Below are 16,560 nucleotides of genomic sequence, written 5' to 3'. Positions count from 1 at the left end.
CCCGTCATTACTGCACTTCAGCCCCTTTGTGTGCCCAGGCCTTGTCGAACTCGGGATAGCCAGTCGGCGCCAAGTGGGACGGCGGTACGACGCAGCCTACCGTGAAGGCGGCGCTCAATCGCAGCGCGGAACGGCTGACACCGAAATTGGGGGTCACGTGCAGGCAGGGTCACGTGCAGGCATGCTGTCCCAGGCGAGGAAACGGCCCCGGCACGTGATGCCAGGGCCGCAACAACTCTCATCTGCAGATCGTGGTCGCATTCATCCTGCCCAGACGGAGCAGGCTTCTCTCGACTCACGCAAGCAACCTACGACGCCGCTCGGCTCCGGATGCTTCGCAAGAAGTCGTCTCGCTCAACGGTCATCAGGATGACCTTCCGCGCGGGCCCCCCCGCCTCGAGTCTCCTGGTCGTCGCCCACTGCTTCCGGAAGCCGCACTTCAGAAAACACCTGACGGCAGGGACGTTCTCGCTGAACACTCTCAGATAGACCCGGTCCAGCTTGGTGTGGGCAAAGGCATGCTCAAGCATGCACCTGATTGCATCTTGTCCGAAACCCTTGCCTCTGTATCGGTGGTCACCGATTCTCACGACGAGCTCAGCCTCGCGCTTGCGCCAGCTTATCTCCACTAGTCCTATTTCGCCAATGAGCGAGCCGTCGCGGGTCTCGATGGCGAACACCTTTGCCGTCCGGGATCGGAGGATCTTCTCGTAATCCCTTCGTTCATCGAGGTGCCGGTCGTCTCTCGGTCCAGGTACTGCTGCAACATAGTAGTCCGAGTCCCATCCGCAGACAATCTCAAGGTCCTTCTCGCCCAGCGGGCGAAGCACCGTCTTAGCTCCCTCGATCACTTGCGCGACACCTCTATTCCGTTCTTCACCTCCTCACCTGTCGCAAAGAAAGTTCGACCACTCGAGGTCAATACCTTCATGTAATTAAACCCGCTTCTAGCAGCCGCGCCCATGAACGCGTCCCCGACTCGTGAGCCATGGCGGCGCCGCGGTTGCCCCTTACCTGGGCTGTACTATAAGCTTAATCGCGGTGCGCTCCTCTCCGTCGATCTCGACATCGGCGAAAGCGGGTATCATGACGAGGTCCATGCCGCTCGGCGCCACGAAGCCCCTCGCTATGGCGACGGCCTTCACCGCTTGGTTGAGCGCCGCTGCCCCTATTGCCTGAACTTCGGCGAAACCGCGCTCTCTCAGCACGCCTGCCAGGGCACCCGCAACCGAATTAGGATTCGACTTTGAGGACACCTTGAGAACCTCCATGTATAATTCCTCCTAACATGGTGGGGACTACCTGCTGCCATCTTCATAGTTATATGCTCGTACCCAAAATCCTGCTAACCGCATATTCAGATCCTGAAAAAAGCTGGGCCGCGCATGCGCGCGGCCCAGCTGCCCTTCGAGGCTATTCGTTTTCCGCTACGAGCACTCGTTCGATATCCTTTGCCTTCCCTGTCCCCGTGTCAACAGTCACAAGAGCCCCGGAAACCTGCGCCCGACCAGACGCTGTTTCGAACTTCGCGGGCAGCCCGGACAGAAACCGCTGGACGATTATGTCCGTTCGCACTCCGATGACCGAGTCAACGGGCCCCGTCATGCCGAGATCCGTGATGTACGCGGTTCCGCCTGGCAGGATCCTTTCGTCGGCTGTCTGGACGTGTGTGTGGGTGCCGACTACGCTCGCGACACGGCCGTCAAGATACCAGCCCAGCGCGACCTTTTCGGAGGTTGCCTCGGCGTGGAAGTCCACGACGAAGAGGTCGCAGCTTGGTGACAGCTCCTCCAGAATTCTGTCAACCGTCCGGAACGGACAGTCCACGGGCGCCATGAAGACCCGGCCAGCAAGATTCACGACACACAGGCGCACTCCCCCGGCGACCTGAAATACCGCCGCGCCCCTCCCCGGGGCACCTGGGGGATAGTTGGCCGGTCGAAGCACGCGCTCGCTCGCGGCCAGGACCTGATAGAATTCTCTCTTGTTCCACACATGGTTGCCGGTGGTGATGACGTGAACGCCGCAGCCTAGAATCTCCTTTGACGTGTCGGCCGTCAGGCCGAATCCCCCGGCCGCATTCTCTCCGTTGGCGATCACCGCGTCCGCCCGCAGCCGCTGGACAATCTCCGGGAGCAGGGTCTGGCACGCCCTTCGTCCCGGCTTTCCCACGATATCGCCGATGAAGAGAATTCGCAGCATCATGATCTGGTGCGCTCGCTCCGCTTCTCAGCTTGTTTGTTGAAGACCAACACGCGCCCGTCGTCGCGGAAACCGATGAGCTTCCTGTGTTGTATGGTCTCCTTGAGATCTTCGAGCATATTCTCGATCATCTCGTCCTGGAACACCAGATCTCCGTCGAAGGCCGCCTCATCGGCCACACCCTCGGTCACGAGCGAGGGTCCCAGCTGTTCCCTGGCGAACTCGATTATGAGCGATATCTCCTCCTGGGTCAGAGTGGCAGCGTCCCTGGAGATTTCGATCAGCGATACTCCCTCGTAGTCTCGCCGCACCACTTGCAGCATGGGAGACATGCCGTGGACGAGCGCCGCGTATCCTTGCACGCTTTCGCGCAGGCCGTCGTGGAAGGCCTTCCACACATCATCCGAAAGCGGTGTCGACGCCATGAACGTGAACTTCAGCACCTTTCCCTGGGGGACGAAGTTCACCGTAGCGATCTCTGGGTACCGCACGAGTATGGAGATGAGAAGGCTGACGCTGTTCGCGGTGCTGTCGTCCACCCCGCGAGACTCGCCAACACGCCCTGCCACTTTGACCACCTTCCCTCAACACCTACAACAGGATTCTCTGCATTCAGCCAGACTCCTGCTTGACGCTCTTTCAGAAGGATATGGCAGGGTGAGACGCTGCCACCCTGCCTCCATCCTCAGACCTGAGACCTGCCCATCACTTCGCATAATCGACCACTCGTGTCTCCCGGATGACGGTGACCTTGATCTGACCCGGATACTCGAGCTCCTCTTCGATCCTCTTCACTATGTCCCTTGCAAGCCTCACCGCAGCCAGGTCATCTATCTTCTCGGGCTTCACCATTATCCTGATCTCGCGACCGGCTTGGATCGCAAAAGCCTTTTCCACACCGTCAAAGGAGTCGGCGACCTCTTCGAGCTTCGTCAGGCGTTTGATGTAGGCCTCCAACGTCTCGCGCCTAGCACCGGGCCGAGCCGCCGACACCGCGTCCGCGGCCTGAACCAAGACAGCCTCGATGGTTCTCGGCTCCTCGTCTCCGTGGTGAGTGGCAATGGCATGGATGACCTCCTGAGACTCCCTGTACTTGCGAGCGAGATCCACGCCTATCTGGACGTGTGGGCCTTCCACCTCATGGTCGACCGCCTTACCGATGTCATGGAGCAAGCCCGCCCGCTTCGCCACCGCAATGTTCGCACCGAGCTCAGCAGCCATGCCTGCCGCCAGGTGGGCGACCTCGAGAGAGTGCTTGAGGACGTTCTGCCCGAAGCTCGACCTGAATTTCAGCCTCCCCAAGAGACGTATGAGTTCCGGATGGAGACCGTGCACGCCCGCTTCGATGGCGGCGCTTTCTCCTTCCTCTTTTATGACAGCCTCCACTTCCTTCTGGGCTTTCTCTACCATCTCCTCGATTCGCGCCGGATGAATCCGCCCGTCGGAGATGAGCTTCTCCAAGGCTACCTTGGCTATCTCGCGTCGCACGGGATCGAACCCTGACAGGATGACAGCCTCGGGCGTGTCATCTATGATGAGGTCTATTCCCGTCAGCGTTTCGAGAGCCCTGATGTTTCGGCCTTCCCGTCCGATGATCCTGCCCTTCATCTCGTCGTTGGGAAGAGATACCACCGATACGCTCGTCTCGGCCACATGATCCGCTGCACACCTCTGGATCGCGGCCGCCACTATCTCCCTGGCACGCCTGTCTGCTTCCTCCTTAGCCTGGGTCTCTATGTCTCTTATCATGACTGCGGCTTCGTGCCGGATCTCGTTCTCGATATCCCTCAGAAGGAGCGCTTTCGCTTCCTCGGAAGACAACCCTGATATCCGCTGGAGCTCTGCCCTTTGCTCCGCATGCAGCTTCGCGAGCTCCTCTTTGGCCGCTTCGAGTTCCCGCTCCTTCCTCGAGATGGACTCCTCTTTGCGCTCGAGCACCTCCAGTTTCCTGTCGAGGCTCTCCTCCTTTTGAAGAAGCCGCCTTTCTGTTCTCTGTAGCTCGGCCCTTCGGGTCCGTTCTTCCTGCTCGATCTCGGTGCGGAGTCGGTGCGTCTCCTCCTTCGCCTCCAAGAGAATCTCTCTCTTGGCAGCCTCGGCCTCTTTCTCAGCCTCCTCGACGATCCTCTTTGCCGCGAGCTCCGCTGACTCGATCTTGGCCTCCGCCAAGGTTTTCCTGGCCAGATACCCGAGAGCGGCCCCAACCAGGACTGAAACGACGACTGCTACTATGACTCCGATAATACCGAATTCACCTCCCTCTCATGAACAAAGCCGAGCATGAACTCGGCCACTAGATGGAAGACACGTTATATGTCGTCATGAAGTCTAGTGCCGGAGCGTCTTCTCCGGCCGGAACCGGAATTCACGCTTATTGTACCTTTTCCGCCTGGCGGTGTCAAGGCAATCGCCAAGCGCCGAATCAAGCGGGCACAAAGGCAGGCGGCGGCGCCCGTTCGAGCTGGCGGCAGAGCGCCTGTCTCAACGAGCCACTGGGTCAGCGGAGCGCCGTCGAGTCCTCCTCTGGCCCGCCGAGCGAGCCCAGCACTTCGCGGAGCGCCCTTTCGACGACCTCCAATGAGAACCCGCGTCGGACGAGGAATCCGCACAGCCTCCGTTTCGCGGCGCCCAGGTCTTCCCCGGATGACGGACCGTGCCGCTCGAGCCAAGTTCTGGCGGACGCGAGCGCTATCGCGCTTTCTCTGTCCGCATCAAACGCAAGCCTCAAAGCATGCTCTATGAGGCTGTCGGGGACGCCCCGGCGGGAAAGCTCGGCCCGAACGCGCATGGGGCCGATCCCCCGCCTCTCCGCGCATCCCTCCGCGAACCTTACCGCCAACTTCTCATCGTCGAGATACTCAAGCCTCGTCATGTCCCTGACGATCTCGACGACGACCTCCTCTGGGAAGCCTTTCGCGCGAAGTCTTTCCTCGAGTTCCTTCACGGTTCGGTCGCTCATCGCCAGAAGCCTGAGGGCATACTCCCTCGCCTTCCGGCCCGGATGCGCCGGACCGCCATGCTTGATGTAGCCCTCCTCTACGCCCATCACCCTCTCCTCAAAGACTTGTCTCGTGAGCGTTCACCTACGCGACGCCACGCCCGGGCGCCGCATCCCGTCCCTTCAGAATACATTATCGGCCCCTTGTGCCATCCGAATGCCCGACCGCGCCCGCCTCCGTCACCCTTGGAACGGAATGCCCGAGGCGTTCGCCGAATGAATGCGTTCGCCGCTCAATGACTAGACGTTCTCGTCTTCATCGAAAACTCCTTCTAGGTCCCCGCTCTAGGAGCGGTCCCGTTGCCACGTCTAGGCACAGCCTCGCGGCGCACCTTCGCGGAACGGCTCGGAACAGTCGAAAAGGGGAAGAGCTCATCACCCTCCCCCTCTCGCTGACCGCAAGTCTTCGACACCACGTGCGTCCGACGCTCCGCGCTCTGCGCTACCTCAGCTCGTCTCGCCCTCGGTCGTGCTCGGCTGGCTGGGAGCAGGCAGTTTGAGGCCTGCCAAGTGCCTAACCTTGCTCTCTATCTCCGCCGCAAGATCCGGATTGTCCCGCAGGAACTCGCGGGCGTTTTCCCTTCCCTGTCCCAACTTGATGTCGCCGTACGAATACCAAGTGCCGCTGCGCGCTATGATGTCGTTGGCTTCACCCAGATCGAGTATGCTACCCTCTCGTGAAATGCCCTGACCGTAAATGATGTCGAACTCGGCCTCGCGGAAAGGAGGCGCGATCTTGTTCTTGACGACCCTTGCCCTGGTGCGGCTCCCGATCATCTGCTGACCCTGCTTGAGCACCTCAACCCGCTTCACCTCGAGCCTGATGGTCGCATAGAACTTCAGTGCCCGCCCTCCTGGAGTGACCTCGGGGTTTCCGAACATCACTCCCACCTTCTCACGAATCTGATTGATGAATATGGCGCAAGTGCGCGATTTGCCTATGGCTGCAGTGAGCTTCCGGAGGGCCTGCGACATCAGCCGCGCCTGAAGCCCCACGTGAGCGTCTCCCATCTCGCCCTCGATCTCCGCTCTGGGTGTGAGGGCCGCCACGGAGTCGATGACCACCACGTCCACCGCGCCGCTCCTCACCAGAGCCTCAGCGATCTCGAGGGCCTGCTCTCCTGTGTCGGGCTGGGAGATCAAGAGGTTGTCCACGTCTACGCCGAGCTTCTTCGCGTACACCGGATCAAGGGCGTGCTCGGCGTCGATGAACGCAGCGATGCCCCCGGCCTTCTGCGCCTCGGCGATGACGTGTAGTGCCACGGTGGTCTTGCCCGACGACTCAGGCCCGAATATCTCTATGACTCTCCCCCGAGGCATCCCGCCTATTCCAAGCGCGATGTCCAGCGAAAGAGCCCCGGTGGGGATCGCCTCGACGCCAAGTCGAGCGTCCGCCTCGCCCAGCCTCATAATGGAGCCCTTTCCGAACTGCTTTTCTATCTGCGACAAGGCCATTTCCAGAGCCTTCTCCTTCTCCATCGTCTTCCTCCTTCTCAGGAACACGTCCCGTGATCAAACCATGACCGACGTGGCCCAACCGCCGCACGCATTGCGCCCCGCGTCTTCGGTGCCCGCCTCCCTCGCTTGACCCGATCGAGCCAGGCGCCCGGCGGAGACACCTCCCGCATCTCCGCACGAGGCTCAGGACCGCCCGACCTGGGCCAAGCCTGTTGGGAGGACCGTACGTTGCCAGACCAGACAACACTCACCCACGTAATTGTACCTCATTCCGTGAGGCCTCACAACACGCGCGGACAGCCGTTCCACTGATGAAAACGCCGTGCCTACGCCCGGATGCGGCAAGAACACGTGTTCGCTTGAATATCCTCTCGTGTTCTCCGTGTGGCTTGTCCCTCCTACCTCTTGCCCGAGGCCGTCGTGCCTCTCATTCCTCGGCGCGCATCGTGAACGCCCCGCGGCCGCCTTTCTCGGCAGCCTTTACGTTCTCCCACGAAAGAGCGATACCGTGGCCACGGGACTGTATATCGGTCCGCTGCTCGTGAGCTCGCTTGCTACCAGCTGGATCTCGTCGACCCGCATGGCGCCCTTGAGAGGCGCGCAGCTCAAAAGCCGCTCCACCAACACGCCGAGATTGCGCCCCGATCTAGTCCTGCCCACGGTAAGGTGGGGCGAGAAGCCCTTGCCCTCACGCCTGAAGCCCTCCGCTTTCATAGCCTCCTCGACCGCGGAGGCAAGCGTCACGAAGGGCTGCTTCCCCGCTTCGACGCCAACCCAGATGATCCGCGGATCCTGAAGCCTCGGGAACGCTCCGGCGGCCCCCAGACTCAGCTCAAACGGGCCAATTCCGCCGGCGCAAGCCTCTAGAACCGTGGTCAAGGCCGCAAGCCTCGATTCCTCCACATCGCCCAGGAACTTCACGGTAAAGTGAAGGTTCTCAGCCTCCACCCATTTCACGTCAGCCCCACTCTGGGCGAGGTATCTCTGAAGAGCCACCACCTGCGGCCTCAGGGTCGGACTCAAGAAAACGGCGACGAAGCAGCGAACCATCCTCAGACTCAAGACGCAACCCCCCGAAAAGAGACTGATGATCTGTTCCACGTCCGACGCTGATTTCCTGCTTTTGCCATGTAGATCTCAAGGATTTTCGTTGGCCTCAGTGCGGCTGGCGTAAGACTGTCCTACGATCCTCCGCTCGAGATCGAACCCATGTCGTTCGCCGTGGATTCGTATGGTGTCCACTGCTACCAGTCGGACGGGCCCCGGGGCATCGCGTCCATTGGCTTCGCCCACCGCAAAGTGCAGGAGCGCAACGCTCATGGGCACTCCCCCCTCCACCTTGAACCCCCGCAGACCGGCTCCCCCCGTGGTCCCAGCGTTCACGCAGACTGTGGGCCCGCGTATTGAAACGGCGAGACGATGGTCATGACCGCTCAGGACGGCACCAACCTTGCCGATCGCTCCCTCGGCCGCTCTCGCATCGTGAACCGCCACAACGTCAGGTGCCCTGGCCGAACCGTCTCCAGACGGCGTTACGATCTCATCCAACCGCGCCCTCGCCAGCTCCAGCTCTTCATGGCTCGCCGGCGCCATATCGGCTCGAAGGGCTCCGGGATCCTGCACGGCGGCGATGCGGATCCCCATGAAGTCCACCACGCCCTCGGAGAGGAGGATCGCTCCGCCCTCGGACGACATAACCCTCGCGACCTCGGGTGAATCGTGGTTTCCCGGAACGAACAGGTAGGGGACGCCAAGCTCCCTCACCATGCGCGCGGCCATTCTCGCCTCGGGTAACGTGCCGAAGTCGGTGATGTCCCCCGTGTCGATGACGAGATCCGGCCCGAAATTCTCGACCACCTGGGCTACGAAATCGAAGGCTTGAGGGTTGTCGTGGATGTCCGACACATGGAGCACTCTCACCAACGGCTGACCGCTTTCGAGCTGATGAAATGATTCGGCCTTGTCAAAGAACGCGCGGATGTTGGCTGCGATGGTGTGCATGCTCCCCGCCACCTCGCCAGCCTTGAGAAGGCTGCCGTCCAAGAGGCCCAACATCCACGGGGCCGCCTCGATCACCCCTTCGTAGCGCGGGTTCGCGAGCCTTTCCCGATCGAAAGTGGCATAGGTGAGCCCGAGGAGCGTCGAGCTTGCCGCGAGACCTACGGCGGCCCCCACCAGCGCTCTCCTCGGGCTCAGCCCCGACATTGCCGCAGCGCCGAAAGCTCCTCCCGCCGCGGCCAACGCGGCTATGCGCAGCGCGAAACATGCCACGACTCTCCCAGAATCCGTCCTGAACTGCTCGCTGATGCTGGACGGCACCTCACCGCGCGCCATCGCGTCCTGAAGCGCGCCCGGATTGATGTTTTCAAGGGTCGCCTCGAGCTGAAGTGGAACGGCGTGGGTACTTGCCTCGACTCTGCCGATGGGGGGAATCGCAAGTGCGCTGTATCCCGGTATTCCGATTCGCGCGGATATGTGTACGTCGAGACCCGCAACACGATAAGAGATGGACCCAAAGAGGTTGACTGCCGCGTAGACGCTCGCGAAGGTCACGACCGCCCACGTGACTGCGGCCTTCGCGATTTCACTGCGCTGATGCCACGCTCGCGGAGTCGCAGGAGACCCGCCTGCGTATGTCCCGCGGATACTGCTCGTCGCCGTGGCTGGGCCACCCACCGCTCTGCCCATCATCTTCGCAGAAGGCGCCTACGCAGGAGGTCCAGCGCCTTCTTGGCGGCTCTCTCCCGGATCTCCGTCCGCGTACCGAACAGCATCAATCTCGTGCATGCGACCCCGTTGCGCCAGGCGAGCCCCACGTAAACCAAACCCACCGGCTGCTTCTGTCGGCCTCCAGATGGCCCCGCCAGCCCTGTGGTGGACACGGCCACATCCGCGCGTCCCAGGCCGAGCACCCCTCTCGCCATGGCCACGGCCACCTCGCGGCTCACGGCTCCATGCCTGTCCAGGAGCTCCGCCGGAACCCCCAGGACCCTCCTCTTTGCGTCATCACTGTAGCTCGTGACCGCCAGCCCCATCACGGCGGAGCACCCGGGCACCTCAGTGAGCTTGTGGGCAATGAGCCCCCCGGTCACGGATTCCGCGACGGCGCACGCCAGCTTGCGCTCGGCAAGAAGCCTCACTACTACTGCATGGAGTTCATCGTCGTCCGCTCCGTACACGTCTTCGCCCAGCCTCGCCCTGATCTCCGCCTCGACCGGCGCGATCATGGCCTCTGCCTCTTCAGCGGACCTCGCTTTCGCCGTTATCCTGAGCCTCACCTCACCAAGCGACACCAAGGGTGCCACCGTCGGATTGGCCCGGCCATGGAGAAGATCGCGAACCTCGTCTTCCACCGCCGTTTCTCCTCGGCCACAGATCCTCAACTCTCTCCAGCGGATGACGGTGCCGGCGCCTCCCGCCCTGTCTCTCAAATAGGGCACGACTGTGGACTCCATCATCCCTTGCATCTCGCCCGGAACGCCCGGCATCGAGATGACGGCCTTCGCGTCACTCTCCACTATGAACCCACACGCCGTGCCTCGATCGTTATGGATGACCAGCGCGCCCCGCGGTACCCTCGCCTGCGTCAACGCGCTCTCACGCGCGCGGTCCATCGGGTGCCCTGACCTGGCTAGGAGGGACTCGGCGTGGCGAAGGGCCTGGTCCGACACGACAAGAGGCAGGCCCGTTGCCCTCGCGACGGCCTCTCTCGTGGGATCGTCTTCAGTTGGCCCGAGGCCTCCCGTCGTAATCACCACGTCCGCTCTGGCGAGAGCGTCCGCAATCGCCGCTGCGACCCTATCCAAGTTGTCCCCGACCGTGACCCGATGGAACACGTCCACACCGACTTCCGCCAGCCGAAGACAGATGTACGCAGCGTTCGTGTCCACAATCTGCCCTAGGAGCAGCTCCGTTCCTATGGAGATCACCTCGGCCCTCACTGTGGTCACCTCGCGACGATGCGGCCCGGTCAAGGGCTTCCCCTGGGCAACGTCGCTTTCACGTCGCCCTCTGGCCGCGTCTTACCATCTCCCTGAATTCTTCGCCGTCCAGCTTCTCCCTCTCCAGCAGCACCACGCTGGCCTCCGCCAGAGTGTCCTTTGCCGCCTCGAGGATCTGTCGCACTCTTCCCTCTTGAGCCTTGAGGATCGCACTGATCGTCTCGTGATAGAGCTGTTTGGGAAGGTCGTCCACGCCGACCACGCCGAGAGGCGACATGCCGGACCCCACAAGACGCCTCGCGATTTCAAGGGCCTGTTCGAAATCGTTCACCGCGCCCGTGGAACGCACTCCGAAGCGGATCTCCTCGGCGACAGCCCCACCTAGCAGCACGGCGAGCTGGTCCTCAAGCCATTCGCGGGTGTACAGACACAAGTCCTCTTCGTGGCTCTGCCTTGTGTACCCCAGCGCCTTTCCCCTCGGCGTCACTGTGATGGCGGAGACCGATCCTGGACGCAATGTCTCGCTTGCCAGTGCGTGACCGACCTCGTGGAACGCAATCCTCTCGAGGTCCTCGCGGCTGGGACGACGGTCGAGCCTCTCGCCCATGGCCACCTTGTCCACGGCTTCCTTGAACTCTCTCGCTCCGATCGCGTTCTTGCCCTGACGCAGCGCCAAGATGGCCGCCTCGTTCACTAGGTTCTCGATATGGGCACCGGAGAACCCCAGCGCATCCTTGGCGATTTCCTTTAGATCTACATCCTCCGCGAGTGGCTTGTCCTTGGTGTATATTCGAAGGATGTGCAGCCTCCCCTCTAGGTCCGGCAGATTGACCTGCACCACGCGGTCGAACCGTCCAGGCCTCAAGAGCGCGGGGTCGAGGAGGTCAGCTCGATTGGTGGCCCCTATCACCAGGATCCTAACGTCGTCATACGGGTTGATTCCGTCCATCTCGACCAGCAGCTGATTGAGGGTCTGGTCGTACTCGAGATGGCTGGTATGCTTGCCTCGCTTTCCTCCGAGCACGTCGATCTCGTCTATGAATATCATGGCGCTGCCGCGCTTTTCACGGGCTGCACGAGTCCTCGCAGTCGCGAAGAGCTGGCGCACACGCTGTGCCCCCACCCCTGCGTACATCTCCACGAACTCCGATCCGCTCGCGGCAAGGAACGTACTCCCTGTGTAGCTGGCCGCAGCCTTGGCGAGCAGCGTCTTTCCCGTGCCGGGCGGGCCGGTGAGCAGGATGCCCCGCAATGGACGAATGCCCAAGGCCTTCGCCTTGTCGGCATTGACCACGAACTCGAGGGCTTCCATGAGTTCCCGCTTTGCGACTTCCTGCCCTCCGATGTCGCTGAAGGAAACGCGCGGGACTCCCGGACCATCCTGGTCGTGGCCCAGCACCTGAAAGCGCCTGCCCACACCCAAGCCTGCGCCCGCCTGGACGTACCAAAGCACCGCCGCTATGCCCACCACGAGCAGCAACGGCGTGATGTCGTAACCGGACACGGCGAGGAACGTGGCAGCAGCGAGCGACGCCCCCACACCGACTTCCTTCATCATGGTTGGATTCACTCACCCTTTCCTCCAGCCCGGGGCGCGCCCACCGGCAACCGGCCGTGTCACGCGTCTCCGGGGACGGGCTCTCTCACGTCCACACCCAGGGACTTATCTCCGCGGTCCTCCGCGCGGACTCCGCCAAAGGGAATGGTCCCGCCGGAGGACGGGCGCTCGCTCATCGCCGAGCGGACACCCCAGACAGGCTCGAAGCTGTGTCGTCGGGAAGCGCCGAGGCCTTTCGTCTCGGTATCACTTCGTAGAGATAGCGTTCACCCTTGTGCAGTTGCAGGTACACGTTCTGAGAGTCTACGTACACGCCGCACCTGTCCAACCCCGCCTCTATGGCCTGGGACTCGATTTCCTGCGCCATCTCCCGGAAGGTACCGCGCGCTATCGCTTCCTCCACTGCGAGGCGCATCCGTTGGTATGTCTCAGTGAGTTCGGCATTTCGGGTGTCCTCGACGACTAGTCGGAACGCCCCCCGCGTCATCCCTGCGATATCCTCGCCGAGATCCAGCAGAGTGGTCTGGATGTTCCGAACGTCTCGCAGCACCACACGCACCTCGACGTCAGTCGGCCCATCGCTCTTTACTAGACGCCAAGCCGCCACGTCTGAACGCCCTTCGAGCAACGCTTCGAGGGGCCTCTCTACTTGGATGTGGTACGCCGCGATCCGCCCTCCGGTGAGAACAGCCAAGGTCACGAAGAACGCAGCGGCGATCTTCCTCGCATCGAGCCCGAACAGTTTCACCTGCTCTCCCTCCCAAACGGGCTAGCAGGAATTATAACACAACGCCCTCGCCTCGCGCGAGGGCAAACATCAGGCAAACATGGCAATGTGCTCGCTCGGGACGCGTCTTGACAGGGCAGTCAAGACACTCCGTCCGTCAGCAAGACGGGAGGGCTGACAGCGCGCTCCTCCTCAGCCGCTGGATATTGTCACACGGGCTGCCCCCACCGAACACCGAGGTTCCCGCGACGAGGACGTTCGCCCCTGCCCGCACCGCAAGCGGCGCGGTGGCTTCGTAAATGCCCCCGTCGACTTCGATGTCGATCCGACGGTCTGCGGCCTCTATCATGGCCTTTACCTGCCTCACTTTAGCCTGCATCCCGCCGATGAATTCCTGGCCGCCGAACCCCGGGTTCACCGTCATGACGAGAATGAGGTCCACGAGGTCAAGGACGTACTCGAGGCAGTATGCAGGGGTAGCGGGACAGATGGCGACACCGGCCTTGACTCCCGCGGCTTTCACCGACTGGAGCGTTCTGTGCAAGTGAGGCGTCGCCTCAGCGTGCACTGTTATCAGAGTAGCGCCGGAAGCGGCGAAGCGATCGACGTACGCGTCTGGGTTTTCTATCATCAAGTGAACGTCAAGAGGCAGGCGAGTCGCCCGCCGCAGTGACGCCACGACCGGCGGCCCCACTGTGATGTTCGGGACGAAGTGTCCGTCCATGACGTCGACGTGCAGCATGTCTGCGCACGACTCCACTCGGGCTACCTCGTCAGCCAGATGCACGAAGTCCGCAGAGAGTATCGACGGCACGATTCTTACCAAAGCTTCCCTTTCCTTTCCGCCTCGATGATCTCTTCGAGAAACTTCACGTAGTGCGCATAACGCGAAGGGGACACTTCCCCCGCCTCCACGGAGGCTCTCACCGCGCAGCCAGGTTCCTTGTGATGGAGGCATCCCGCAAACCTACAGCCGTTCCGCCTCGCCACGAGCTCGGGAAAGTAGTCGTCGAGAGCCTCCCTCCGAAGGCCCGCGAGGTCCAGCTCCAGCCTGGAGAATCCCGGCGTGTCAGCTACATACCCACCAGGGCGCACTTCGAGGAGGACCGAGTATCGCGTTGTGTGCCTCCCTCGTCCGGTCTTCGCGCTCGTCTCACCGCAGCGGAGCCGGAGACCCGGCTCGAGAGCGTTGAGAAGCGCGGACTTGCCCACGCCGGAGGGCCCCGAGAAAACCGAGATCTTTCCGGCGAGCGCCTTACGCAGGGGCCGGAGGCCCCAGCCTGCCCTCGCGCTTGCCCGGACTACCGAATAGCCCGCGCGCCGGTAGGGCTGAGCCATCTTCCTCGAAGCGTAGTCACTTACGAGGTCCATCTTGTTGAAGCAAATCACCGTCTCCAGACCCGCGGACGCCACGGCCACGAGCATGCGATCGAGCAGCTCCAGGTCTGGATCCGGGTCCGCACAAGCCATCACGATCACAGCCTGATCAACATTGGCGACCGGGGGCCTCACCAGACGCGACTTTCTGGGGAGAAGACCCTCGATGACGCCGCTGTCGGGACCGGTCACGCTGAAGGAGACCATGTCCCCCACCAAGATCTCCTTCCCCTCCTTCCGGAGCCTTCCCCGGACCGCGCAGTCAACGGTCTTCCCACCCGAATCGACGTAGTAATGCCCGGCGTAAGCCCTAGTAACCCGTCCCTCAGGCACTTGTCGACCTCCCGCTATCCCTTGGGAACCCACTCGTCCTCGTACAGCACCCCGGCGATGTACACCCTGATCCTGACCTTCCTGCCCCACGCGTTCACCTCTTTCTCGACGCGCTCGCCTGGGGAGTGCATCCCGACGTAGTAGTCCCTTTCACCGTAGTAGTCGTTTATTCTGATCCTGACCTCCTGCTGGTCAGCGCCCGGAGGCACGAGGATCGTGACAATCGTGGACACGGGAGTTATGGCGTCGAGAATCGAGGACGGTTCCTTCGATCCGGCGGACACCACGAGGTTCACAGGTGTGCCGCGCTCCACTTCCTGCCCAGCCGCGGGGACCTGACTGAGGACTATGCCGGGATCCTCGCCTTCGCGCGGCTGCTCGACGACATCGCCTCTCACGAGCCCCGCCGATGCCAGCATTGACTCGGCCTCGGAGACTGTGGTGCCCACAAGTTCGGGCACGACTACGACGTTCGGCTGAGGGCCCGCCGAGAGCACGATGTCCACGGGAACGCCCTTCTCGACGCGCCTCCCGGCGTCTGGCGATTGCGAGAGCACTCGCCCGCGCTCGATCTCCGAGCTGTATTCCTCTGATTGGCTCCCCGCCTTGAGCTCCAACCGCTCGAGCTCCAGAAGAGCCTGACGGAGGTCCATGCCCTTGAGATCCGGCACCTCCACCATCTCTTTTCCGATGCTCACCACGAGAGTAACCCTGCTATTGAGCTTGACCTTCTCGTACGGAGCAGGCCGTTGGGCGATCACCGAGTACGGCGGGGCCGAATCATCGTAGCGTCTATCAGGCTCATCCAGACGCAGGCCCGCTTGTTCCGCTATGATTCTGGCCTCGTCCAGAGTCTTCCCGGTGAAGTCGGGAACTCGCACCTCCTCAACGTACAACCACTCGGGCAACCTGATGACGGCCACTGCCGCGAGGACGAGGAGAGCCACCGTGAACGCGATGATGGCCAAGATGGCCTTGCCGGGGCCGTGCGAAGCCTTGGCGGGTCTTGCCAGAGTATCATCCACTCCCTTCGAGCCTCCGCCGCGAGTCACCTGAGGCACCCTGAATACCTCTGTGGGCGCCTCGGGTGCGCCCTGTCCTTTTCCTCCTGCCCCGACCGCAGTCTCCTCCTCGACTTCCTCACCAGCCGGAACAGAGGAGTATTTCTCCAGAGCCCTCATCATCTCCCTGGCCTGTTGGTAACGGCGAGCGGGATCCTTCTCGAGGGCTTTCATCACGACCCGGCTGAGGTCAGCCGGCACCCTGGGATTGAGCTCCGAAGGAGGGATGGCGGTGCCCTGAAGATGCTGAAGGGCGATGGCAATGGGCGTGTCGCCACGAAACGGCACCCTGCCTGTGAGCATCTCGTACAGCACCACGCCAAGCGAGTATACGTCGGAGCCCACGCCCGCCGCCTCGCCCCTTGCTTGCTCCGGAGAGAAGTAGTTCACCGTGCCGATTATGGTGCCCGTCTCAGTGAGCGCAGAAGTGCTCTTGGCTCGGGCTATGCCGAAGTCGGTCACCTTCACCCTGCCTTCGGGGGTCACCAGGATGTTGTGAGGCTTTATGTCCCTATGAACGATGTTGTTCTTGTGAGCGTGGTCGAGCGCGGCAAGGATCTGCGAGGCTATCCAAGCCGCCCTCTCCGGGCGGAGCGGCCCCTGTTCGCGGATGAGGTCCTTCAGGCTCTTGCCGCTTACGTACTCCATGACGATGTAATAGCGGTCGCCATCATGACCCACGTCGTATATGCTCACGATGTTCGGGTGGGAGAGACTCGCCGCGGCCTGCGCTTCCCTGCGGAACCTCTCGATGAATTCCTCGTCGGACGCGAATTGAGGCCGCAAGACCTTTATGGCGACGATCCGGTTGAGCACGGAGTCGCGTGCCCTGTACACCTCGGCCATGCCGCCCTCGCCCACCCTCGAGAGGATGGTGTACCTTCTCCCGAGAACCTCCTCTGTCATGG

15 protein-coding genes are annotated in these 16,560 nt (G+C 62.2%); all 15 read right to left on the bottom strand.

What is annotated here, in order from left to right; genetic code table 11:
* Positions 1 to 308 precede the first annotated feature (308 nt).
* Positions 309 to 851, bottom strand: a complete 543-nt coding sequence (locus NUW12_11050; GenBank protein MCR4403289.1) for a GNAT family N-acetyltransferase — start codon at positions 849 to 851, stop codon at positions 309 to 311.
* 159 nt (positions 852 to 1,010) lie between these two features.
* Complete coding sequence (locus tag NUW12_11045; GenBank protein MCR4403288.1) at positions 1,011 to 1,271, bottom strand: stage V sporulation protein S; 261 nt, start codon at positions 1,269 to 1,271, stop codon at positions 1,011 to 1,013.
* Positions 1,272 to 1,413: 142 nt separating this feature from the next.
* Entirely contained in the window at positions 1,414 to 2,205 is a 792-nt protein-coding gene (locus tag NUW12_11040; GenBank protein MCR4403287.1) for a TIGR00282 family metallophosphoesterase, read from the bottom strand.
* Positions 2,202 to 2,771, bottom strand: a complete 570-nt coding sequence (locus NUW12_11035; GenBank protein MCR4403286.1) for a hypothetical protein — start codon at positions 2,769 to 2,771, stop codon at positions 2,202 to 2,204. Before NUW12_11035 ends, NUW12_11040 begins: the two co-directional genes overlap by 4 nt.
* Positions 2,772 to 2,907: 136 nt before the next feature.
* A complete protein-coding gene (rny, locus tag NUW12_11030; GenBank protein ID MCR4403285.1) occupies positions 2,908 to 4,443 on the bottom strand; it encodes a ribonuclease Y in 1,536 nt (511 codons plus the stop codon).
* 253 nt (positions 4,444 to 4,696) lie between these two features.
* Positions 4,697 to 5,245, bottom strand: coding sequence for a recombination regulator RecX (locus NUW12_11025; GenBank protein ID MCR4403284.1), 549 nt, complete (start codon positions 5,243 to 5,245; stop codon positions 4,697 to 4,699).
* A gap of 399 nt (positions 5,246 to 5,644) precedes the next feature.
* Positions 5,645 to 6,676, bottom strand: coding sequence for a recombinase RecA (gene recA / locus NUW12_11020; GenBank protein MCR4403283.1), 1,032 nt, complete (start codon positions 6,674 to 6,676; stop codon positions 5,645 to 5,647).
* A 459-nt stretch (positions 6,677 to 7,135) separates the two neighbouring features.
* Complete coding sequence (thpR, locus tag NUW12_11015; GenBank protein ID MCR4403282.1) at positions 7,136 to 7,717, bottom strand: RNA 2',3'-cyclic phosphodiesterase; 582 nt, start codon at positions 7,715 to 7,717, stop codon at positions 7,136 to 7,138.
* A gap of 75 nt (positions 7,718 to 7,792) precedes the next feature.
* The gene (locus tag NUW12_11010; protein ID MCR4403281.1) at positions 7,793 to 9,346 is read right to left on the bottom strand and encodes a metallophosphoesterase family protein; all 1,554 of its coding nucleotides are present in this window, start codon (positions 9,344 to 9,346) and stop codon (positions 7,793 to 7,795) included.
* Entirely contained in the window at positions 9,343 to 10,596 is a 1,254-nt protein-coding gene (locus NUW12_11005) for a competence/damage-inducible protein A (GenBank protein ID MCR4403280.1), read from the bottom strand. The genes NUW12_11010 and NUW12_11005 overlap by 4 nt, the downstream gene beginning before the upstream one ends.
* A 58-nt stretch (positions 10,597 to 10,654) precedes the next feature.
* Positions 10,655 to 12,154 (bottom strand): AAA family ATPase, encoded by a 1,500-nt coding sequence (locus tag NUW12_11000; protein ID MCR4403279.1) that lies wholly within the window; start codon positions 12,152 to 12,154, stop codon positions 10,655 to 10,657.
* A 172-nt stretch (positions 12,155 to 12,326) separates the two neighbouring features.
* Positions 12,327 to 12,902 carry a hypothetical protein gene (locus NUW12_10995; protein ID MCR4403278.1) on the bottom strand — a complete coding sequence of 192 codons (576 nt, stop codon included), beginning with the start codon at positions 12,900 to 12,902 and terminating at the stop codon, positions 12,327 to 12,329.
* A 136-nt stretch (positions 12,903 to 13,038) separates the two neighbouring features.
* Positions 13,039 to 13,707: a ribulose-phosphate 3-epimerase gene (gene rpe, locus NUW12_10990; GenBank protein ID MCR4403277.1), complete on the bottom strand. Its 669-nt coding sequence runs from the start codon at positions 13,705 to 13,707 to the stop codon at positions 13,039 to 13,041.
* Positions 13,701 to 14,591, bottom strand: a complete 891-nt coding sequence (gene rsgA / locus NUW12_10985; protein MCR4403276.1) for a ribosome small subunit-dependent GTPase A — start codon at positions 14,589 to 14,591, stop codon at positions 13,701 to 13,703. Before rsgA ends, rpe begins: the two co-directional genes overlap by 7 nt.
* Positions 14,592 to 14,605: 14 nt before the next feature.
* Complete coding sequence (gene pknB, locus NUW12_10980) at positions 14,606 to 16,558, bottom strand: Stk1 family PASTA domain-containing Ser/Thr kinase (protein MCR4403275.1); 1,953 nt, start codon at positions 16,556 to 16,558, stop codon at positions 14,606 to 14,608.
* Positions 16,559 to 16,560: the final 2 nt, after the last annotated feature.

It is taken from the genome of Bacillota bacterium, from assembly GCA_024653485.1.
Classification (GTDB): Bacteria; Bacillota; SHA-98; order UBA4971; family UBA4971; genus UBA6256.
Note: the sequence above shows the minus strand (reverse complement) of the source record. Positions and strands in the feature narration are given on the sequence as shown.